We start from the raw sequence: 22,529 nt of genomic DNA, 5'->3' as shown, positions 1-22,529 counted from the left end.
ACGGTAATTTTTACGCTTTTTGCTTCTTGGTTGGGCGTTAGGGGTTGATATTGTTTGAGTTATCTTGTAGGATTATATTTAAGTCGGTAGCAGCAATTACAAAGACGGTCAATTAGAATTATTCAATGTTTGGAATTTTGGTGAAGTGGCAATTCGCGCTGGAAAAGGCGATTTGCGGTGAGAACATGTCCTTTAAAGAACTTATCCTAACCGTTTAATAAACGGAAAATAGTTTTCCCGAGAAAAAAATGAACTTAGGTTTTATTCTGATCGGGGAATCGAAATGCTATATAAGATTTGTCTGTTTTTATGTCTTTTACCGGGACTGGTCAGCGGCCAGTTCATCTTCCAGAACTTGCGTACAAATGATGGGCTGAGCAGCAAGGTGATAAGGAGCCTATATAAGGATAAGGAGGGCTTTCTATGGATTGGAACAGCTAAGGGACTGAGTCGATATGATGGGGCAGTGATAAAGCAGTATAACAGTGAAGTGGGATTTAAAGACATTTTTATAAACGCCATTCAACCTTTTGAAAAAGAAGATATAATTATCGGAACGAGTACCGGTGTCCTGATTTTTGAAAAACTAACAGGGTCATTCAGACGAGATTCACGATTTGCCAAAGTGGATGGAGAGGAAATTGTTACTATTAAGCTAGATGGTCACGCGCGCCTATGGATTATGACCACGTCTGAGGTTTACATATATGCAAACAATCATCTCTTTTCAGTGGAAGAGGAGATCCCGGGAGCCGGAATCTTACACCATGGAGAGTATAAAATGTCCATCTTAATTTGGGATTTTAAACGGAAGGGGTTTTGGATGGGGGGATTAAAGACCTATTTTATAGACTGCAGCAACAAAGCCATTTACCATAAACTCAACAATCCTTTTAACTTACCCATTCTAAAAGAATCCAAAGTATTTGCCATTGCGATTGATAGGAACGCTAATTTGTGGTATGGGTGTAACACGAACAAATCGTTAAATTTCTGGGATCGGCATACTGGTTCGTTAAAAACATATTTTGAACTAGAGGCACATAAGCCTTTTGACGGTGCTAATTATTTGTTTGTTGATTCGAAGGATCGGCTATGGATTTCGACCTGGGCGTTTGCAGCATATCTAAAGGAACCAGAGAAAAGGATAAAGAAGATACCGTATAGCCAAGACCGTAGGTATTCTGTGGGATATGGGTTTTTCAATGATATAATTGAAGATAATGAGGGTAATGTGTGGTTAGGGACTATAAATGGTATTAGCAAAGCGCAGGCTAATGAACCTGTGCAAGCCATATATCAACTACCAAGTTTTGAATATTTCCTGCAGACCGGTTTTGCGCATTCTAACACGATAGTTATTAATGATAACAAAATAATGGCTTCGAAAGAAGATGGGATCATAGCTTACGATATGGATAGATTAACGTATAACCGATATAGCCTTACAAACAAGACCTATGATCTTGGTAAGAATAGATTTACAATGTCGCAAAAGTTTGGTGAAGACTGGTGGTGCGCTGGTATTGACGGGATATTCATATTGAGAAAGGGAAGCAAAAAACTCGAAGCGTTCACTGGTATTAAATATAGAGGAAATAAGAAGTATGCTAATTTCATCTTTGCGGACGCGGAGGGTAAAATATGGTTTCATATTTGGGACGATGCAATGTATCGCTACGACCCGGTATCAAAGAAAATGAATCGTTTTGATGGAACAGATCAGCTTTTTGGGGAATTTAAATATGCTAATTGCCAAACATTTTTAACAAAACGTAACGGGAATATTCTGTTCTCAATTAATGATACCGGGTTTTTAGAGTTTGATGCTACTCTGCAAAGATTTATCACAATACCGGAAAAAAAGCCTGAGAACTTTAAAGCATACAGATTAGTTGAGGATAACCTTCGAAATGTTTGGGCTGTTGTTTGGGGACGAGGAGTTCTTAAACTTGATAATCATAATAAGCTTGTAGACAGCCTGAACACGAGCAATGGCTTTCCTTATGACCATCTGAGCAGCATTGCCTTTGACCATTTAGGTAATATCTGGGTTGGCGGAAGTGAAGGCCTGCTGTTCTTTAATCCCATTTCTAAAGATATCACACAGGTATATGTAGATCTCGGGCAAAACCTGCAGGATTATTGGAATGACTTGTACGTAGCAAACAACAAAATTTATGCTGCAATGCTCGATCACGTCGTGGTTCTTGACCCGTCCAAGTTTGCCGCCTTGAAAGTGAGAGAACCGCCGCATATTACGTCGGTGAAAATTTTTGGCAAGGAAAAAGAGGATTTTCGGAAAAATCCACAACTGGATTTAGCACATGACGAAGATTATCTCACATTTCAATTTGCGTCGCTGGTGCACCGGGACGTCCCAACATTGCGATACAGTTATATGCTCGAGGGTTTTGATCAGACGTGGATCAATTCAGGCCGCTCCTTAGTAGCATCTTATAAAAATCTTCCCTGGGGAAAGTACAAGTTTAAGGTAAGGAGCACTGATGAACGGGGAAATTGGATGAGTGTTGAAAAGACATTAATCATTAACATTCGACCTCCGTGGTGGCGTGAATCATGGTTCCTCGGCGCTATAACAATCTTATTTTTCGCGCTGCTAATTAATTTATACTACGTGTATCTTAAAAGAAAGCGGAAACGCATAATGGATGCGAGCATTGACTACTTCGCCAATGCTGTTTACCCTGAAAATTCTGTAAAAGAAATTTGCTGGGACATTGCCTACAATTGCGTACTGCATTTACATCTCCAAGACTGCGTGGTGTACCTGATGGATCATAAAAGGAATGTGCTTGTGCAGAAAGCCGCTTATACTTACAATAGCCCGAAAACGTATGAACAGGACAGCCCAACAGAAATCCCGGTTGGCAAAGGCATCATTGGGACGGTTGCGAAGACAGGCAAGCACTTAGTCATACGGAATACTTCCAGGGATCCAAGATATGTAGTGATCGAGCAAAGACGGTTTTCTGAGCTATCCGTTCCTATTCTGCATGATGGAAAAGTGATAGGTGTGGTGGATTCGGAGCATTATAAGAAGAATTATTTCAAAAGTGAGCATCTGAAAGCAATGTCAATTATTGCATCTATATGTTCGGGCAAAATTGCGGAGGCAATTGCTCAGGCCGCAGCCAAAGAAAAGGAAATAGAGCTGCTTGAAATCAGTAAGGCACTTGCTGAAAGCCAGCTAATGGCTTTGCGCGCACAAATGAACCCGCATTTTGTTTTCAATTGCCTGAATAGTATTCAGGAATGCATAGTTTCTGAGAAATTTAAAGAGGCCAGCAAGTATCTGAACCTATTCGCCAAGCTATTTCGCAATCTGTTAAATAACTCCGGCAGAAGCTTGATAACGATTGACGAGGAGCGGGATATTCTGGAATTTTATCTCCAACTGGAAGAAATGCGGTTTTCAAACAGCTTTTCGTATGAAATCCGTTTCGATGAGGAGCTTGAAGATGAAGGGATTATGATTCCTTCCCTGCTGGTCCAGCCGTATGTGGAAAATGCCCTTTGGCATGGGCTAATGCACTCCGAACTGGAACGAAAACTGCTGGTGGAATTTAAAAAGATCAATGAGGATATCTTTGAATGCAGAATCGATGATAATGGAATTGGTAGGAAAAAATCCTTTGAATTAAGGGCCATCAACGAAAAAAACAGATATCATGAGTCCAAAGGGCTTGGTATTTCCAGCGACCGTCTGTCTGTGCTTAACAGGCAGGGACATCATGCGGAGGTCGAGTTTGTTGATAAGGTGCACGATAATGGCGACGCGGCAGGAACATTGGTGATCGTGAGGCTGTCCACTTACTTGAGATAGAGAAAGGCGTACGGATTCTTAATTTATTCATTTAATACACGCACAGTGATGGGGTTTGGGATTTACTTTTTTACTTTTTCAGCACTTCTGTATGTCTATTCAAATTTTTATGCAAGATGTAAACGGAACAGGGGAAGGCATATAAAACGCTTTGGGATAGAGACAGAAGCAACGATACTTTTTATTGACATACCCGAAAAACCTCAATCAAGACAAGCTGCGAAAGTCCAGGTTCAGATAGAGCCGGTCCAAGGTAGAAATTTTGTAGCAACATTGACTGATGTTCCCCGCACGCTAGTAAATTCATTTAAAGTTGGGGATAAAGTACGGGTCAAATATCTTGCTAAAAACCAAAAGGAAGTGGCTTTCGTGAAGTTGACGAATCTGAATTGAGGCCGCATATCACCGATAAATAATTCAACCATTGCCGTTAGTTCAATGGGGCGATAAGGAGTGATGGAACATTTGGTGCGCTGATATATTATTGCGGTTGAAACATGATTCAACATCAAAACATCAGTTTATGAAACGCATTTCTCTTCAACTCTCAACGCTGCTCGCAGCACTTTTTCTTTTCGCCTTTTCCTGTCAGGATCACTACGTGCCAGAGGAGCCTGATGTGGTATAGCGACTATGCAATCACATAATGTATTCGGTTCCAATCCGTCTCCCATTATCATGGAAATACTGACCATTGGTAATGTCCCTATTGAAGAATTTGAAATTGTTTATTCGTTTAGAAAGGATCGACTCACCAAGCCAATAAATAGTAACCCAACAATCTTAGACTCAAAAATTATTTCTAACGAACCTAAATCAGTGGGTGAGCACTTAGTTGTGCAAGACTTCCAGTCATCTAACTATGCAGATGTCTATTCTCGCGCTTATCTGAAACACTCCAATGGTGCGATAGTTTATTGAGAGGTTAAATATTATGTAAAATAGAATTTATTAGGTCATTTCTATGCAACAAGAAGAAATTCAAATAGGAGATGTGGTCTGGTTGAAATCAGGGAGTCCGGCTATGGTGGTGGATGGGTTTCACCAGACTTCGAAAAATTTTTATCGATGCTTTTGGTTTAACGAGGAGGCTAATGCAGTTTCTGAATATTTTAATCAGTTGAGCTTAACCACGACAAAGACTGAGCTGCAATTAGTCATTAAGGATAAGCCCAAAGAGCAATAATAAGTAGCGTGATTCTGTGAGAAGAAGTCCCGGACTACCTGACTTTACAAAGAAAGTAAGTCGGAGAGAGTTCGGGGCTTTTTTGTGCTTGAATGTTTTGGAGGATATGCTAATGTGTTCTGGCGTCGCAGTAATCTGCGATGTGTAGGGTTTGATGAAATTTTGCATTGGCCGGGGCGTTTAGTTTCTTTGTGAGAATTGACTTTTTAACGCTTTATATGAATAAGAATTTGCTGGCAGGAATGCTCCTGTCCATATCAACCCTCACTTTTGCGCAGGATGATGCTGCGAAATATGCAGAGAGCATTACGCCCGATGACTTGAAAAAACATTTGGTAATCATTGCCTCAGACAGTCTTGAAGGACGGGATACGGGTTCGCCAGGCCAAAAAAAGGCCGCAGAATATGTTTCAAGCTACTACAAACAGTATGGTTTGACGCCGGCTGCCACAGCTGCGGACGGCTCGAAAAGTTATTTGCAAAAATATAATCTCCATAAAAGAAGCTGGGGTGAGGTTTATGTGAAAGCGGGCAGTAAAAAATATGCGTTTAATAAAGAATTCTATCTCAATGGAATTCTGAATGTTCCGCAGGAGACAAGCTCTGAGGTAATCTTAGTGGGCTATGGCATTGATGATCCGGCTTACACCGACTATAATAACCTGGATATCAAAGGTAAGGCTGTCGTTGTTTTTGAAGGTGAGCCGAAAAGTGCAGATGGGAAATACCTGGTTAGCGGCACGGGTGAGAAAACGAAGTGGAGCGGACCTGTTTCCTGGCAGGCCAAGGCAAGGGTTGCGTTGGACAGAGGGGCAACCTATGTGTTCATCGTTACTGATAAAACGGGCGACGATCTGGACAAGGAAATCCGTCAGCGGGCGGTTATGGCGAGGCGTTTCAGCGCTCCTACATTAAAACCTGTGGTAGAAGCGCCAAACAGCCTGGCTGCCTTTGCGGTTCCGGCAAGCATTGCTGCGCAGATTCTAAACACGTCTACCAGCAAACTTCTGAAAGAAAAAGCTTCGATCGATAAATCTGGTAAGCCGCTTTCAAAACAAATGTCGGGCAATGTAGCAGTGAAAGCCGAGCGCGTGAGCGAGACGATTGAAACCGAGAATGTTGCTGCCTTTATGGAGGGATCTGACAAAAAAGACGAAGTCTTGGTCATTAGCGCACATTTGGATCATATCGGGATCTCTGATAATGGGGAGATTAACAATGGAGCAGATGATGACGGGTCGGGAACAGTTTCGTTGCTCGAACTTGCGGAGGCATTCAGCAAAGCGAAAGCGGAAGGCAAAGGGCCGCGCAGGAGCATATTGTTCCTGAATGTTACAGGTGAGGAAAAAGGGCTTTTCGGTTCGGAATATTATTCTGAAAATCCGCTATTCCCGCTTAAAAATACGATTGCTGATTTGAACATTGACATGATCGGTCGCGTGGATAAGGCACATGAGAATGATCATAAATACGTTTACCTGATCGGTTCTGACAAGCTTTCTTCCAAGTTGCACGCGATCAGTGAAGAAGCGAATAAGAAGTACATCAATTACAATCTGGATTACACATTCAATGATCCGAAAGATCCAAACCGGTTCTATTACCGCTCAGACCATTACAATTTCGCTAAAATGGGCGTTCCGGTTATTTTTTATTTTACCGGGGTTCATGAAGATTATCACAAGCCAGGCGATGATGTTGAAAAAATCCTTTTCGACAAACAAGCACCCATCGTGAAATTGGTTTTCCATACGGCATGGGAGTTGGTTAACAGGGAAGAACGCATTGAGGTTGATAGCAATAAGGAATAATTAGCCAAGCCATGAAAAGATCGCTTTTGAGTATTTTTCTGTTCGCCACCAGCTTGTTTGCCAGCGCACAGGCGCCGACAGAAAATTCCCTTCTTTGGGAAATCACATCGCCCGGACAGGCAAAGCCTTCCTATTTGTTTGGAACGATCCATTTGATCTGTCCGGCCGATTTCTCATTAAGTGACTCATTAAAAGCAACATTAGCCAGAACACAACAGGTTGCCCTGGAAATTGATATGGACGATCCCGGCATGATGGCAGGCATGATGAAATCGATGAACATGACCGATGGTAACGAGTTGAAAAAACTGGTTACCGAGCAGGAATATGCAAGACTGGCGAAGTTTTACAAGGATTCAGTTGGTGTGGGGATTGCAATGTTTGAGAAAGCTAAACCATTTATATTGATGGGGCCGCTTTTCAATGCAGTCCTCGCATGCCAGCCTCAGTCCTACGAAATGTCATTGGTGGAGTTGGCAGCTAATCAGAAATCCGAGGTCATCGGGATTGAGACGCTGGATGAACAAATGGCAATTTTTGATACAATCCCTTACAAAGAACAGGTGAAGACGATCATCAGCATGATAGACAGTCTTCCGCAGGCGCGTAAAGAGTTCAGTAATTTGGTAGCATTATACAAGTCTCAGAAAATCAACGACCTGTATAATCTAATGATGGCCAGTAATTATGGGATGGATGGGAATGAAGAAGTAATGCTGTTTTCGAGAAACCTGAAATGGGTGCCTAGAATCCGTAAAATCGCAACGGAAAAGCCAACTTTCTTTGCAGTAGGCGCCGGTCACCTGGGTGGTGATCGCGGCATTATTTCGTTATTACGGAAGGACGGATTTACAGTCCGGGCGATAAATTGACCCTAAAAAGCAGATATCCATCTGGTAAGCAGGCCGGGATTGAAAAATAGCAGGAGGATCGTAACGACAAGAAGTCCTGCAATAAATTTGCCGGTTATACTTTGGTTTGCAGGAGCTTTTTTCTGCGCCAATGCTTTAAAGAACAATAAATACGGGATTCGCAGATAGTAAGCGAGGGATATCGCTGCATTAAGGATTCCTCCGATCAGCAACCACAGCATCCAGGGGAAATGTTGCTGATGATAACTTTCCCAAAGCGCGGAAAATACAAGCAACTTCGAAGTAAATCCGGCAGTTGGCGGTAATCCTGCCAAGGCAATCATGGCAGTCGTCAGAATGCTGGAAATCCACATATTTCTGCGTCCTAAGCCTTCAAAGCACGTAAGATTCGTGTTTGACACGGGTTGCAAAAGATCAATTAAAAAGAAAACAGCAAGATTGATAATCAGGTAAGCGGCCGTATAAAAAACGGCTGACTCAAACCCAAACCTGCTGTAAGCGGCTATTCCAACCAGTAAGTAACCTGCCTGCGCAATAGAGGAATAGGCTAGTAATCGTCTTGCATTGGTTTGCAGCAACGCTGCTACATTACCAATGGTCATGCTTATCAATGCGATCCCGCCCAAAACCGGGAAATATTGAGCCGGTAATATTCCGGCAAGACGCATAAGCACAAGCACCACAGCAGCCTTCGGTGCAACAGACAAAAATGAAACAAGCGGAGTAGGGGCCGCTTCGTAAACATCAGGTGTCCAAACATGAAACGGCACCAATGAAAGCTTAAAAAGGAGCCCGGCGAGGGTCAGTACAATGGTTACCGTTATCACCAGGGGAGAATTATTCATCAATCCCGCGGTCATAGCTTCGCTGGTAATATCCATGGTTCCGGTGATGCCATAAATGAGTGAAATCCCGTAAAGCATTACTGCTGAGCTGGCTGCGCCGAAAAGCAAGTATTTAATCCCTCCTTCGGCCGCTTTTTTGTACGGCGACATGGCAACCAGCAGATAGGAGCTAACGGAAATCAGCTCCAATGAAAGGTATATAGTCAGCAAATGTGTCGACATTGTCAGCAGATTCATGCCGGCAACGGCTGCAATGAGCAATGCATTAAACTCTGGCGGGAAGTCGTATTTTAATACACGGACGTGGATTAGGGTGAAAATCCAGGCAAGCGTAATCATGATTTTGAAAAAAACAGCCTGTCGGTCGAGGAATAATAGGGGTTGAAAACGAAAGGAAGGTTCGGTATTCCACTGGCCCAAAATCAGTAAAAGTGTAATAATACTGCCTGCGAGGGCTATATTTTGCAGGTAAGAAGCAATTTTCTCTTTTTTAAGCCAACGCAAAAACACAAGTTCCGCAAACAGGAAAAAGCAAAAGAGCAGTGCCAGAAAAATCTCAGGAGTGATTCCTGCTAGGCTTCGGCGTATATGTATAAGCTGTTCGTTAATATCCAATTTGAGCGGGTACAATTTTTTTGGCAAAAGTACAGAAAGATGCCAGCAATCTAAATTCTGGCATGTTCAGACTTCGAACTTATCAAATTAACCAACTTTATCATGAAATATGTACTAAGATTTTTTTTGCTCTCCTCTTTTCTTTGGACGAATGCTGCCGTAGCACAGGATTCCACAGGATTATCGGGAACACCTTATCAGGAAACCGCTGCTGATGGAGAGAATTCACCATATCTGTTTAAAGAATGGTACTCCGGAACGGTCCGCACGAGCGACGACCGGGTGCATGATGGGGTAAAAATCCGGTATGATCTCAAAAAAGATGAAGTAGAATATAAGGCTGATTCGGGGTTATTCCGGGTGTCGTCCGGCGTAAAGGAATTCACAATCCCGACAGGCACTGATCTTTACATTTTCAAGAATGGCTATCCTGCCGTTGGAGAACAGACAGACAAAAGCTTTTACAGGGTTCTTTATGATGGCAATACGAAGCTGTTAAAAAAATATGTTAAGCCTATTAAAGTGGAGAAAGCAAGCGCGACGCGAACATTGGAACCGAATGCTAAGCTGTATATCCTGAAAAATGACAAGCTTAATCCTGTGCAGCTCAGCAACAGAAACAGCTTTTTGAAACTGCTTAGCGAAGAAAAAAACAAAATGAACTACATCATCCGGGAGTCACAGCTGGACTTTGCGGCAGAGGATGACTTAATGACTTTGCTTGAAGAGTTTGACTCTTACAAAGCAGGGCGCGGCGGGAACTAGTGCCGCGTTAAAACATTAAAAAAAGCCGGAATTGATATTTTTAGGTATCATTTCCGGCTTTTTTATTAGTATACAAGTAATTTTTATGGGACTAAAGGCGCTTCGGGAGCCACTTCTTCTTTTTTTCGTTTACCAAAAACATAAACCAGTCCGAAATGACTTTTTAAAACACCGCTGTCAAATTTATCTTTAACATAAGGATTTAACTCCAATGCAACCTGGAACCGCCTGTTCTGCTTCAACGGCGAAATGCGAACACCTACATTTAAAGAGTAACCGTCAATTGTGATCAGATCTGCGTCGGCATCAGCAATGCGGTAAAGTGGGTTTAATCTTAATCCTCCACCCAGATACCATTGCACCACTTCGCCTCTTTTCAGATTGATCATTGGCAGCAAATCCACACTCAGACTGCTGAACAGCGAGTTGGTTTGAAATCTTGTATCCAGCCAGATTGCCTTTTTTGAATTGGTGCTGATGGTTAGCAAGCTGCTCCATGGATAATAACCCACCGAAGCCTGCGCCCGAAGTTTTTGCTGATTAAGAAATAAAATCAACGTGAGTACAAAAATAATGCGTTTCATGAACGAAGGATGAGTAAGTGGCACTTGCAATGTTGAGACTAGCGTCGCAGTGCCTTGCCCAGCTTGCCAGCCGCTTGCATGGTGTTCATTTTCTTCATCATCTTGCGCATTTCATCAAATTGCTTGATCAGGTTGTTAACCTGCAAAATGGATGTTCCGCTTCCGGCTGCAATGCGTTTTTTGCGGCTGCCGTCGATCATATCGGGATTTTCACGCTCCTTTTTGGTCATCGACTGAATGATTGCTTCAATAGGCTTAAAGGACTCATTATCAATGTCCATGTCTTTCATCGCATTGCCCATTCCGGGAATCATGCCAATCAGATCTTTAACATTACCCATCTTTTTGATCTGCTGCAACTGACCCAAAAAGTCGTCAAAATCGAATTTGTTCTGACGCATTTTGGCATTGATGCGTTTGGCTTCGTCTTCGTCAAAAGCCTGCTGCGCACGCTCCACGAGGGAAATAACGTCACCCATGCCCAGGATCCTGCTCGCCATACGATCGGGGTAAAAGGAGTCAAGTGCCTCCATTTTTTCACCCGTACTGATATATTTGATAGGCTTGTCAACGATCTGACGAATCGAAAGGGCCGCTCCACCACGCGCGTCACCGTCTAATTTGGTCAGCACGACACCGTCAAAATTCAGGCGTTCGTTAAAGGTTTTGGCCGTGTTGACCGCGTCTTGTCCTGTCATGGAATCCACAACAAACAGGATTTCAGAAGGCTTAACCGCTGATTTAATGTCCTCAACCTCCTGCATCATGACCTCATCCACAGCCAGACGCCCGGCTGTATCGACAATCACGATTTTCTTTCCTATTTTTCTTGCATGCGCCACTGCATTACGCGCAATGTCAACTGCATTTTTATTGTCAGGCTCCGAATAAACTTCCACACCAACCTGCTCTCCAAGCACTTTCAACTGCTCAATCGCAGCCGGACGATACACGTCGCAGGCTGTAAGCAGAACCTGACGACCTTGCTTTTTAAGCAATGTGGCCAGTTTTCCGGAGAAAGTCGTCTTACCCGAACCTTGCAAACCGGCAATCAGAATAACCGCGGGATCGCCCTTAATATTGATTCCTTCTGCCTGGCCGCCCATGAGCTCGGTAAGCTCTTCCTGAACGATTTTGACAAACATTTGGCCCGGTTCAACAGAGATTAATATCTTTCTGTCGAGTGCTTTTTCACGGATCCGATCTGTAATTTCCTTGGCAACTTTAAAGTTAACGTCGGCATCGACCAATGCTTTGCGGACTTCCTTTGTGGTTGCGGCAACATTTATATCTGATATCCTGTCCTTTCCTTTTAGTGTGCGAAAGGCGTTATTTAGCTTGTCCTGTAAGTTTTCAAACATGGAATGATATGTATGATTCTAAACTTGAATTGAAATAAAACACAAAGGTATAAATAAAATAAGGAGTACAGGAAGGTTAATTCCGGCACTCCTCGAATATTTGGTGCGAAGCCTAAGCTGCTGAAATGACTGTTATTTGCTGAATTTTGCTTTGATCCAACGGAACATTTTCTTTTCTTTTTCCCAAAAAAACGAAAACTGGCCCAACAGGAAGCCGTACATCAGTAAAAGCGTCTGGTAAGTCGGAAAAATAAAAAGAATGTAAGTAATCGTTTTAAGCCACATCGGGGTCAGCTCGTCGTAACCCAGCAGGAAGAAAAGCCCTTTTCTAAGCCAAACTACGGAAGAGCCTGCTAAGCTAAAAACTGCTAAAACCAAAAGAACTTGTCTGGTTGTCTCCAATCCCCACTTTTCCTGCATTTTTCCCAACCAGGGTTGTGCGCTTTTTTCTCCGCCTTGCATATTTATTGAATTAAAATTTTTACAAAGTAACAACCCATCGGGCAATTTTCCTCTATTTTAATGGATGTTTAATCCTGGTTAAAGACATGATCAGGATCATTTTTACTGTTGAAAAAAATGCAATCATAATCACAGAGACGTTCCTATGCCCGGGTCGGAAAAGCGCTTGTCGTTGATAAATTGCTCATCATTTAATGTCTTCAAAAAAGCAATGATCGCTTGCTTATCCGTGGCAGAAAGCTTAATTCCCCGTTTTTGTCCCGCAACCTGCAACAACGGATCGAGCGAAGGCGAGACGAAAATGCTGTCCTTACTGCCGCTCTGATCATCGGCATAATGATCTAAAACCGCTTCCAGACTCGTGAAACGCCCGTCATGCATGTAAGGCGCGGTCAGGCCCACATTGCGCAGGCTCGGAACCTTGAATTTTAACCTGTCGGCTTCGTTTAATGTGATGGCATATCTTCCCTGATCATTGATTTTAGCAGGAATCAAACCATTATTTCTGAAACTGTGGTCTGTAAAAAGCTCACTGCTGTGGCAGGAAGCGCAATTTTGTTTGAAAAGGGTCATTCCCTGTTTTTCCAATGCCGTTAAAGCGGACGCATCGCCTTGTAAAAAATAATCGTAACGGGAAGTGGCAGAAACGAGGGTCATCATAAACTGCGATAATGCCTTCATCATCCGGTCCCCATTGATTTCATTGGTTCCAAATGCTGCTTCGAACATTTTGGGATAATTAACCTGCTTCTTAGCTCCTGCCACCGGCGTTTTGCGGAGCTTTTCAATGACATTTCCCACGCGCTCACCCATTTCTACTTTATTCTGGATTGGGACGGGCGGAACCAGATCCATATCGTGCACGCCTCCATCCCAGAAGAATGTCGGGCTAAAAGCCATATTCTGAATGGAAGGCGAGTTGCGGGTGCCCAATAGATCATCGACGCCGTGGCTCAGATCGTGTCCGTGATGGGTGAATGCGGCTTGTTGCTGATGACAGGTTCCGCAGCCAATGTTATCCGTCCGCGACAGAATGCCGTCGTAAAAAAGGAAGCGTCCCAATTCAACACCTTCGGGGGTTAATGGGTTTTTGGACAGATCATAAACGGGGTCAGGAAAATAAGCAGGTTTTTTCCATTCCAAAGGAAGCGGATCAGTGGGTGGTGGATCAGTAATGACAGGAGGCTTTGGATCAGGCGTTTCTGACGCTTTATCACAGGAAATCATTCCCTGAAATAAGAGTAAAAGCACACCAAAAAGCAAAACCGCTTTTTTCATATTAACCCAACTTCCTTATTTGTTAGTGATCTGGTCGAGACTGAACATAGTCGCGTAATTATCTGCAATATTTTTTGAAAAAGGAATGAACATTACGCTCCCGTTTTCCTTAATGCGCACTTTGGTGGGGCCGTTGAAGACTTTGAGTATATCTGCTTTCAGGTTAATCTGCGTCGCTGCACTTTCCGAAACAGCCGCCCGCTGATCGCCAAAATCTATTTTCGCCACCCGAATGTTGTTCAATGTCTTGGTGGTAAGCCCGCCGAACCCGCCAATATGATAGTAAAATTTGCTGTTCGACGATGTTGCAGAGTCCGAACTGCCTTCCAGTTTCAGGAAAATATAACCCGGATTCCAATCCCAATACATTGCTTCCTGGTTGGTAGGGCCCGAATCTTTGTCCAGAATCCCTTTGCGTTTTGAAATATCGGATACACTTCTCAGGCTGTCAATCCCTATGACGAATTCGATGCCCGTATAGTTGCGTGCCGGAACATTATTAATAGTAATTACCTGAGAATCAACATTGCCCTCGCGAATCAGGAAGTAACTGGAATCCTGAGGAACGGTGTAATTGTTGCCGCCCGCGGCGATAAACTTAATGTTGGATATGTAATAATTGAGCGCGCTAACCGTAAATTCCTCCCCGGCAGCATTAACATAAGTCTCTGAATTGAATTTCAAATCTTTGGAGCCAACCACATTATCGAATTTCACGCTGATACTGCCCTTCGGAAGCGGAACGGGGTCGTCGGTACAGGAAGAAATAAGGGAAGCACTGAAAATAATTGCCGTAACAGACAGCAACAGATATGAAAATGTCCTTTTCATGCCGTTCAGGTTAGAGAGAATGAGAGTCTATATCATCTACTAAACAGAAAAACAGTCGGATTTATGCGAAATCAGCTCATCGGACGGTGAAAAATATTCTTTATTGACAGAATCCTGCCGGGATTGGTTTTCCGTGGAATCGCGAAGAGTAATTTTCCTATATTTGCCCTTTAAACAATAAGGGGGCACTAAGGCCGTTTATGTTCAAAGCTGTTTTTTGACCGGATTGACCTCTTTTTCATTAGCTTAACATTCACTTTTATAACCAATATGATGCTTCTACAAGCACTTGCTGATTCTACTTTGGCCGCACCCGTTGCCACAGAGGGGCTTTCTATTATTGATCTTCTTGCAAAAGGAGGCTGGGTCATGTTACCACTCGGACTACTTTTCCTGGCTACGCTTTTTCTTATTATAGAGCGTTTTCTTGGCATTGGAGCCAATGGAAAGATTGATCCGGGCGTGATCGACAACGTAAAAGACTTTATTCAGCAAGGAAACCTGAAATCAGCCGAATCGCTTTGCCGCAACCAGCGCAATGCTTCCGGGCGGATTCTGGAAAGAGCCATCGGCCGCATTGGTTACCCTATTAAGGACATTGAAACGACGATTGAAAATGCAAGCCAGATCGAGATCCAGAGAATGGAGGGAAATCTTCCTTATCTGGGGGTTATCGCGGGTATCGCACCTATGCTTGGTTTCGTCGGAACGATTTCAGGGATTATCCGGATTTTCTACGATATTTCTATTTCTAACGACTTCAATATCAGCACCATTGCCGGTGGTATGTATGAAAAAATGATTACTTCCGGTTCCGGTCTGATCATTGGTTTGATTGCCTATGCAGGTTATCACTTGCTGAATATGAAAATTGACCGTTTTGCTTTGCGTTTGCAAATGGCCGCTTCCGATTTCCTTGACGTTTTGCAGAAGCCTGTTGCTGCAAAGAACTAATATCATTTCCAAAATATGAAAATACGTCGTAAGAGTCGTTTTGCGCCAGAAGTGTTCACGCACTCACTGAACGATATTATGTTTTTCCTTTTGCTGTTCTTTTTGATCATCTCCACGATGTCTAATCCGAACGTGATCAAGCTGATGCTGCCCAAAGCATCTGCTACGCAGCAAATGTATAAGAAGCAGATTACGCTTTCTATTGATGAAAATAAAGGTTATTTTATTGATAAAGAGCCTATTCCGTTCGATCGCTTAGAGACTGAACTGCAAAATATTTTCGCTAATGTGGAAGACAAGACCATTGTTTTGAGAGTTGATAAAAATCTTGCTGTTCAGGACCTGGTGGATGTGCTGGAACTTGGCGCGAAAAATGAGATTAAAATGGTGATGGCTACTGCAAAGTAAGCCGTCACCTTTCTGCACTTTTATAAATTGCTTCCACTATTCTTTGTAAAACAGCACCCTGTGCCGCATTACAAATGTTACTAGGCTTTCCATCACAAGCATCCAGGAACGCGATCGTATTTTTAAGCTGAATGTCGGTTTCTTCCAAATGCGGAAATTCCATATCAACCAGCTCTCCTTCCACTTCGCTGTATAAAGAAAACGGGTTCAGCATTGCGCCGGCCTTTGTTCCAAAAACTTCCAGATTTACGTTTTTCGGTATTTTTGTATTCAATGCAAATGATGTAGATAACGTAATGCTTCCATTATCGGGAAACGATAAGTGAGCAAAACAAGCATCCTCAACCTCAAACTTTTCTGCGTCCCAACCTCCCATGAGGCCTTTTCCACCTGCTTTTCCAATGTAATCATACGTGTTTGCAATGATGCGGTCGGGCTCGCTGTAACCGAGAAGTCCTAACGCAAGGTCCAGCACATGAACACCCAGGTCCATCAACGCACCGCCACCTTGAATGGATTTATTTGTGAAATTTCCCCAACCCGGAATGCCGCGTCGACGCAGAAAATTAGCCTTAATGTGGTAAACTTCACCCAGACGCCCATTGTCCAGAGCGCGTTTCAGTAAACTGTATTCCGGCGTTTGCCTGAGTTGAAAATTATAGGCAAGCACTTTTCCATTTTTCTGTGCCAAATCCGCCATTTCACCAGCCTGAGCCGCATGGATCGCCGGTGGCTTTTCACAAAGCACGTGGCAATTGTTTTCCAGAGCCTGCATGGTAAATGGATGATGCAGATGATTGGCCGTGCAGTTAATGATCAGATCGGGTCTGTTGTCGCTTTTAAACATTTCAGCGGCATTGTCATAAGCCAGCGGAATATCATGCTTATCCGCCAATGCGCGTGCCTTGTGAATGTCACGACTGCAAATAGCAACAAGCTCAACACGCTCATGAAGTGCCTTCAGTGCTGGAATGTGGTTCTGATCGGCAATATGGCCGCCGCCAATGATGGCTGCTTTAAGGATTGGCATAAATAAGGGTTCGGAATGAATGCTAGGAAGGCAAAAGTATCAAATCGTTCCGAAATGTCTAACAAAAATGCCCGGAACGGGCCGGGCATTGGTATTACGTATAAGCTAAATGTCAGCCTTGCTTACTTTTTTGTATTGATAATGATAACGCCATCTTTCCCTTCGTTTCCATAAATATCGATCGCACTTTGATTTTTAAGCACATTGATAGACTCGATCTGTTCGGGCTTAATGTGATGATGCCCCATCGACCCACGCTGCTCCTGCTTAACGCCGTCAACAATGATCAATGCATTACTTCCCGGACCATTGTAACCTCTGATGCTTATCGTCCCACCGACTTTTGGAAACGAGTCCATTTTTGCGATAGGCCCAATGTTGGCTGCGTAACGATAATTCGAGAATGTTGCTGCTTTTGCAGGTGATTGCGGGAGCGTATCCTCGATTTGAGATGTATAAAAAGTTGTGGAAAAGTTTACATTGGCCTTTTTCGAAACCTTACTTTTTTTCGATTTTGGTGCTGCTATTTCAGCTACGGGCTGTTCCATTGGCGTGTCAACTGCTTTGAGGTCATCCAGTTTGGCATGCTCAACAATCATTTGACCAATAACAGCTGGTGTCATTTTCTCAATGGATGTTACAACTCTTTCCCGTGCTGCCGTTGTTACCAGCACGATGCAGATCAGCGGCACCACGATGAGATATTTACTTCGCAGCCATTCTCCATTCCGATTTTTATAGATCATCTTAATCCGGCTTTTTAACAACGGACCATTGAAAAAATGATTAGTTAAAGCCGCAGCAGGTGCATTGAAAGCGTAAGCAACCAGAAACCGCGCATATCCATCCCGGTCCGGGGCATGCTCATCGGCCAGATATTCATGGACTTCCTGCAAAGAGCGCTTGTAAAACCAGAGCACGGGATTAAACCAAAATACAATTTTCAAAAGCTCAATAAAAACAATGTCCAAACTATGCATCTGATGAATGTGGACAGATTCGTGTCTCAGGATCGGTTCAAAGTTCTCTTCATAATCTTTCCGGTTCATAACCAGCCATTTGAAAAATGAAAATGAACCAACTTCATTATGCGAAAGCAACACCAGTTTCACATCATTTAAATCCATTACATCATCCTGCCTGATCATCACAAAAACGTCCCGGACTGACCTGACAAAGCCGGAAAGCAGATACAATGAACCCGCCGCACACAAAGCGAACAAGATAGGGCTCCATGTAGCAAGCCAGGAAACCGGCTCGGGCGACTCCATGTAAGGAAGGCTTGCAGCCGCATATATCGCAGGTTTTGACGTAACAACTGCCTCAGGAAAGCTTACCAGCGGCAACAGAAATGCGATGAGCAGCGAGCCAACCAGGTAAATCCGGTTCCAGATAAAGAAGGTATGGTTGCGCAATAACAGTCTGTAAGTGAGGTAAAAAAGCACCCAAAACAAATTGACCTTTGCGAGGTACAGCAGTGTTTCCATTTTTGTACTTGAATGTTAATGTGAACTCAGCGTTGGTATTTTTATCTTGGAACTAATGCGATACTGGGCCATAAGGGACAACCGTCGCCGCGGATTTCGCCGCTTCTTTGTGACTGCTTGACGTTTTCTCGTCGCTTTCTTCCAGTTGGAAGTTTACCGGCAAATGGTATTTTACATTAACCGGTTCCCCATTTTGCCGGCCCGGCTTCCATTTCGGAAACAGTGCAAGCACTCTTGCAGCCTCCTCGTCACAGCCTGACCCAATGCCTTTTAAGACCTTAATGTCTCGAACATCGCCGCTGGTAGTAACGATAAATTGTAAAAAGACCCGTCCCTGAACATTGTTCTTTGCCGCGGCAGTCGGGTATTTTATTTTTCTTCCAAGGAACTGAAACATAGCCTGTTGCCCACCTGGGAATTCGGGCTGTTCTTCAACGACGGTGAAGACTTTTTCATTTGCAAGTGCATCGTTAGCTGCCTTTTCTGAATTTCTAAAGGCCAATTCTGCTTCATTCTGCTCGGTTTGTTCACAACCTGCAACAAATAACGCCGTGCTTCCTATAACCGTCAGGGCCAGCATATAGGTGCTGAGCATCCATTTCGACGTTCTGTTTTTGTAAATCATACGAATGCGATTTTTGATTTGCGATGGTTTAAAAAAATGATTCGTTAAAGAAGTGATAGGCGCTTTTAATGCGTAGGCGACCAGGAAACGGGCATAATGGTCACGGTTAGGCGCCTGGGCGTCTGCAAGAAATTCGTGGATCTCCTGCATGGAGCGCTTGTAAAGCAAAAGAAATGGGTTGAACCAGAACAGGACTTTCAAAATCTCGATAAACAGAATGTCCAAACTGTGCATTTGCTGCGTATGGACCATTTCATGTCTCAAAATGGCATCGAAATGATGCTCGTAATCATTGCGATTAATCACAATCCATTTCAAAAACGAGAACGAGCCAGTGTTATTAGAATCGATTAAAACCACTGTGCAGTCATCGAGCTTGATGATTTCACCGGCTTTTAAAAACTTCCGTAACTGAATGATATGCTTTAAAAACTGAAATGCGGCAATGATCAATCCAATGGCATAAACAGCCCAGATTACCTCCGTTTTGCTCAATACTGGCGCCTCTTCATAGTTTGCTGAAATGGAAAAAGCGGCAGCATTAATCTGATATACAACCGGAATTACAGGCGCATTTTCAGGGTAGATCAGCAGTGGAAGGAGAAACGCCAGGCACAATGATCCGAGCAGGTAATAGCGGTTCCACTTAAAGAATGTATGGTTCCGCAGCATGAGCAGATAACACGCAATGAGCAAGATCCAATACAGGTTAACCTTTCCAATGTACAATAGCGTTTCCATGGCTAACGGATTTATTCTTCGCTTTTATGATCATTAATCAGCTTCATAATTTCATCCAGATCCTTGGTTTTGAGATCATTATCCTTTACAAAAAAGGAAACCAGGTTAGGGAGCGAGTTGTCAAAATAATTGACCATCAGCTGCTGCATTTCATGGCGCTTGTATTCTTCCTCGCTGATCAGCGGAAAATACTCGTGCGTTTTGCCATAAGCCGTGTAACCCACAACTTCCTTCTTCTCCAAAATCCGGATGATTGTAGAAACCGTGTTATAAGCAGGCTTGGGTTCAGGCATTTCGGCCAAAATGTCTTTTACAAAAGCCTTTTTCAATTGCCACAAGATCCGCATGATCTCTTCTTCGGCCCGAGTTAATGTGCGTATTTCCATGATGTTATTTTGTCTTACCAGTATTTCGAACTACTAGTTCAAAGTTAATACTATTTACTTAGTTTCAAAACTATTTTATTAGTTATACGAGGAAAAATAAAAGCGAAGTGTTTTGCTTCGCTTTCTGAATGTGTTTAAATGGAGCTAAATGGTTTACGAATCAAGCTTTTACCAGATGCTGCCTCTGGCTTTCAACAGTTCATGCAAACTCCGAGCCTTTGTCTTTTAGATATTGACCAACATTGCAAGTAATCCCGTCTAGTATCTCCACATCACAATTCCAGTCAAACGACTGCCATCCATCATCGTGCGTTGCAACCATGACCTTTTTTGATTCTGTCAGAAACCAAATGACTTTTTCCGTGCCAAAATCCAATAATTTTCTGGTTTTCAGATTGATGTAGTTGTGAGCAGTTAAGTCTTCCAGCGCAATGTCAATGTCCACTTCAATTGATATAAGCGGTGGAACACTCGCGTAGTTTTTATTGATCTTATCAATGGTCAGTTTACTGCTGTCAAAAATTAACAAATCTCCCGCCAAATTATTCTTTCGATCTAGGTGCAATCCTGCTTCGTTTGTCAGAATATGATATTTGTGCTCATCGATTTGCTTGCCAATCCAAATTGTTAAATACGTGATCAGGAAAGCCTGCAAAGAACTCGAACCCATAATGTCTTCAACCGTTTTCGTTTTGGCCAGTACGTCGCGGTAACCTTTGCGATACAAGGGTATGCCGTCAATTATTTCATGGATCAGAACGTCAGGTATATTTTTCGCAGAGATCGTCTTTGGTAAAACCCTCTGCGGATTGGAAGAAGCTATCATATGTCCTATTGATTTGCTCATAAGTAAATATAATGATTTTTGCTTTCGGGCGGAAGAGCATTGTCCCACCGGTTTACTGCCATTTTTCTAACGGTAATCTGCCGTATAAAGCAAAAGCAGCAAGAGTTGCCTCCTGCTGCTTTCTGATAAGAATTCCTTCTATTTATTCTACAACGCTCAATTTTACAGTATTCGTCTTGCGCTGTCTTGAAACCGGGATGCTAAGCGTGTTGATGAAAACATCGCCTTTTTGCAATTCACCTTTTTCAACTAAAAACTGCTTGATATCCTCAATCAGATCGTCCGTAGAAGCATCTTGGTCGCGGTCGTAATAGTATACTTTTGTTCCCCAATACAATGCTAGTTGGTTCATTAACACTTTATTGGAAGTGAAAATCAGCAAGCCAGCCTTTGGGCGGTGATGCGAAAGACGGAATGAAGTGTATCCCGAACGTGTGATACCAATGATCGCTTTGGCTTGCGTGTCACGTGCCAGACGGCAAGCGCTCATCACCACGTAATCATTCAGTTTGTTAATGCTTGTGCTTTCGCTAACAGCAGCGTGGTGTTTGAAATAAATGCTGTTTGTAGACGATTCAACTCTTTCAATCGTTCTCGTCATGCTTTCAACAGCCAGCAACGGATACTTTCCTGATGCAGTTTCGGCGCTAAGCATTACCGCGTCAGCACCATCAAGAACAGAGTTAGCAACATCATTAAGCTCCGCACGTGTTGCACGCGGGCTATCAATCATGCTTTCAAGCATTTGCGTAGCAACGATAACCGGTTTGCCGGCCTTGTTACATTTGTCAACGATCATTTTCTGGATCATTGGCACTTCTTCCGCAGGAAGCTCAACGCCCAAGTCGCCGCGGGCAACCATAATAGCGTCTGTGGCTTCGATGATCTCGTCGATGTTCAGGATAGCTTCTGGCTTCTCGATTTTCGCAACCAAACGCGCCGTTTTGCCTTTGCTGGCAATATATTCTTTTACTTTAATCAATTCTGAGGCTGTGCGAACGAATGATAATGCTACCCATTCCACATTATTTTCAAGACCAAAATCAAGATCTTCGTAGTCTTTTGCTGTTACGGAAGGCATTGAAACCTTCGTATTTGGCAGGTTTACACCTTTTTTGGATTTCAGATAACCACCATAAATTACTTCGGTTACTACGTCTGTTCCATCCATTCCGGTTACCAGCACTTCCAGTTTACCGTCGTCCATCAGGATGCGGTCGCCGATCTTAACATCATTATACATGCCGTCGTATGGCGTGCTCACTTTTTCAGCAGTTCCCAGCACTTCTGTGTTGGAAAGTATCAATTTATTACCTGCTTCGATCAAAACGCCATCTTTTTCGGCAACCATGCCGATACGGATTTTTGGTCCCTGTAAATCTTGCAGAATAGCGAGGTTTAAACCATGCTCTTCGTTGATTTCCCGAATGGTGGTTAATCTTTGGAGGTGATCAGCGTGAGAGCCGTGAGAGAAGTTAAGGCGAAAAACGTTTACCCCGGCTTTTGCCAATGCATACAATGTTTCTTTTGTTTCGGAGGCCGGACCTACGGTAGCAACAATTCTGGTTTTTTTGGAAGACATAGATTAATATGC

At 43.2% G+C, this 22,529-nt stretch carries 20 protein-coding genes; 8 read left to right on the top strand and 12 right to left on the bottom strand.

Annotation, left to right across the window (positions count from 1 at the left end):
• Positions 1-283 precede the first annotated feature (283 nt).
• The 5 genes from LZG74_RS23470 to LZG74_RS23450 all read left to right on the top strand — a co-directional run bounded on the left by LZG74_RS23470 (position 284) and on the right by LZG74_RS23450 (position 7,716).
• Positions 284-3,847, top strand: a complete 3,564-nt coding sequence (locus LZG74_RS23470) for a histidine kinase (protein WP_233798938.1) — start codon at positions 284-286, stop codon at positions 3,845-3,847.
• 678 nt (positions 3,848-4,525) lie between these two features.
• The gene (locus LZG74_RS23465) at positions 4,526-4,768 is read left to right on the top strand and encodes a hypothetical protein (RefSeq protein ID WP_233798937.1); all 243 of its coding nucleotides are present in this window, start codon (positions 4,526-4,528) and stop codon (positions 4,766-4,768) included.
• 43 nt (positions 4,769-4,811) lie between these two features.
• The gene (locus LZG74_RS23460; RefSeq protein ID WP_233798936.1) at positions 4,812-5,033 is read left to right on the top strand and encodes a DUF2158 domain-containing protein; all 222 of its coding nucleotides are present in this window, start codon (positions 4,812-4,814) and stop codon (positions 5,031-5,033) included.
• Between the two features lie 218 nt (positions 5,034-5,251).
• Positions 5,252-6,844, top strand: a complete 1,593-nt coding sequence (locus tag LZG74_RS23455) for a M28 family peptidase (protein WP_233798935.1) — start codon at positions 5,252-5,254, stop codon at positions 6,842-6,844.
• Positions 6,845-6,855: 11 nt separating this feature from the next.
• Positions 6,856-7,716: a TraB/GumN family protein gene (locus tag LZG74_RS23450; RefSeq protein ID WP_233798934.1), complete on the top strand. Its 861-nt coding sequence runs from the start codon at positions 6,856-6,858 to the stop codon at positions 7,714-7,716.
• 2 nt (positions 7,717-7,718) lie between these two features.
• Here LZG74_RS23450 and LZG74_RS23445 read toward each other — a convergent pair whose 3' ends face one another.
• Positions 7,719-8,900 (bottom strand): NADH-quinone oxidoreductase subunit N, encoded by a 1,182-nt coding sequence (locus tag LZG74_RS23445; protein ID WP_233798933.1) that lies wholly within the window; start codon positions 8,898-8,900, stop codon positions 7,719-7,721.
• 378 nt (positions 8,901-9,278) lie between these two features.
• On the opposite strand from LZG74_RS23445, the gene LZG74_RS23440 reads away from it, so the two are divergent.
• Positions 9,279-9,941 carry a hypothetical protein gene (locus LZG74_RS23440; RefSeq protein ID WP_233798932.1) on the top strand — a complete coding sequence of 221 codons (663 nt, stop codon included), beginning with the start codon at positions 9,279-9,281 and terminating at the stop codon, positions 9,939-9,941.
• Between the two features lie 83 nt (positions 9,942-10,024).
• Here the strand turns inward: LZG74_RS23440 and LZG74_RS23435 are convergent, their stop codons facing one another.
• The 5 genes from LZG74_RS23435 to LZG74_RS23415 form a co-directional block, all read right to left on the bottom strand.
• The gene (locus tag LZG74_RS23435; protein ID WP_233798931.1) at positions 10,025-10,525 is read right to left on the bottom strand and encodes a hypothetical protein; all 501 of its coding nucleotides are present in this window, start codon (positions 10,523-10,525) and stop codon (positions 10,025-10,027) included.
• A gap of 38 nt (positions 10,526-10,563) precedes the next feature.
• The gene (gene ffh, locus LZG74_RS23430; RefSeq protein ID WP_026631861.1) at positions 10,564-11,886 is read right to left on the bottom strand and encodes a signal recognition particle protein; all 1,323 of its coding nucleotides are present in this window, start codon (positions 11,884-11,886) and stop codon (positions 10,564-10,566) included.
• A gap of 132 nt (positions 11,887-12,018) precedes the next feature.
• The gene (locus LZG74_RS23425; RefSeq protein ID WP_026631862.1) at positions 12,019-12,348 is read right to left on the bottom strand and encodes a DUF6787 family protein; all 330 of its coding nucleotides are present in this window, start codon (positions 12,346-12,348) and stop codon (positions 12,019-12,021) included.
• A gap of 129 nt (positions 12,349-12,477) precedes the next feature.
• Positions 12,478-13,626: a cytochrome-c peroxidase gene (locus LZG74_RS23420; RefSeq protein ID WP_233798930.1), complete on the bottom strand. Its 1,149-nt coding sequence runs from the start codon at positions 13,624-13,626 to the stop codon at positions 12,478-12,480.
• Between the two features lie 15 nt (positions 13,627-13,641).
• The gene (locus LZG74_RS23415) at positions 13,642-14,457 is read right to left on the bottom strand and encodes an MbnP family protein (RefSeq protein WP_233798929.1); all 816 of its coding nucleotides are present in this window, start codon (positions 14,455-14,457) and stop codon (positions 13,642-13,644) included.
• Between the two features lie 270 nt (positions 14,458-14,727).
• On the opposite strand from LZG74_RS23415, the gene LZG74_RS23410 reads away from it, so the two are divergent.
• Positions 14,728-15,411, top strand: coding sequence for a MotA/TolQ/ExbB proton channel family protein (locus LZG74_RS23410; protein WP_026631865.1), 684 nt, complete (start codon positions 14,728-14,730; stop codon positions 15,409-15,411).
• 15 nt (positions 15,412-15,426) lie between these two features.
• Positions 15,427-15,819, top strand: a complete 393-nt coding sequence (locus tag LZG74_RS23405) for a biopolymer transporter ExbD (protein WP_233798928.1) — start codon at positions 15,427-15,429, stop codon at positions 15,817-15,819.
• A 4-nt stretch (positions 15,820-15,823) separates the two neighbouring features.
• Here the strand turns inward: LZG74_RS23405 and LZG74_RS23400 are convergent, their stop codons facing one another.
• From LZG74_RS23400 to pyk, 6 genes are all read right to left on the bottom strand, one after another.
• Positions 15,824-16,849 (bottom strand): Gfo/Idh/MocA family protein, encoded by a 1,026-nt coding sequence (locus tag LZG74_RS23400; RefSeq protein WP_233798927.1) that lies wholly within the window; start codon positions 16,847-16,849, stop codon positions 15,824-15,826.
• A 122-nt stretch (positions 16,850-16,971) separates the two neighbouring features.
• Positions 16,972-18,336, bottom strand: coding sequence for a TonB-dependent receptor plug domain-containing protein (locus tag LZG74_RS23395; RefSeq protein ID WP_233798926.1), 1,365 nt, complete (start codon positions 18,334-18,336; stop codon positions 16,972-16,974).
• A gap of 52 nt (positions 18,337-18,388) precedes the next feature.
• Positions 18,389-19,702, bottom strand: coding sequence for a M56 family metallopeptidase (locus tag LZG74_RS23390; protein WP_233798925.1), 1,314 nt, complete (start codon positions 19,700-19,702; stop codon positions 18,389-18,391).
• Between the two features lie 11 nt (positions 19,703-19,713).
• Positions 19,714-20,088, bottom strand: a complete 375-nt coding sequence (locus LZG74_RS23385) for a BlaI/MecI/CopY family transcriptional regulator (protein WP_233798924.1) — start codon at positions 20,086-20,088, stop codon at positions 19,714-19,716.
• Positions 20,089-20,287: 199 nt separating this feature from the next.
• On the bottom strand, positions 20,288-20,935 hold the full coding sequence (locus LZG74_RS23380; RefSeq protein WP_233798923.1) for a Uma2 family endonuclease: 648 nt from the start codon (positions 20,933-20,935) through the stop codon (positions 20,288-20,290).
• Positions 20,936-21,077: 142 nt separating this feature from the next.
• Positions 21,078-22,517, bottom strand: coding sequence for a pyruvate kinase (gene pyk, locus LZG74_RS23375; RefSeq protein WP_026631870.1), 1,440 nt, complete (start codon positions 22,515-22,517; stop codon positions 21,078-21,080).
• Positions 22,518-22,529 lie beyond the last annotated feature (12 nt).

Source organism: Dyadobacter sp. CY327, assembly GCF_021390415.1.
GTDB lineage: Bacteria > Bacteroidota > Bacteroidia > Cytophagales > Spirosomataceae > Dyadobacter > Dyadobacter chenhuakuii.
This window is presented reverse-complemented; position numbering and strand designations above follow the sequence as displayed.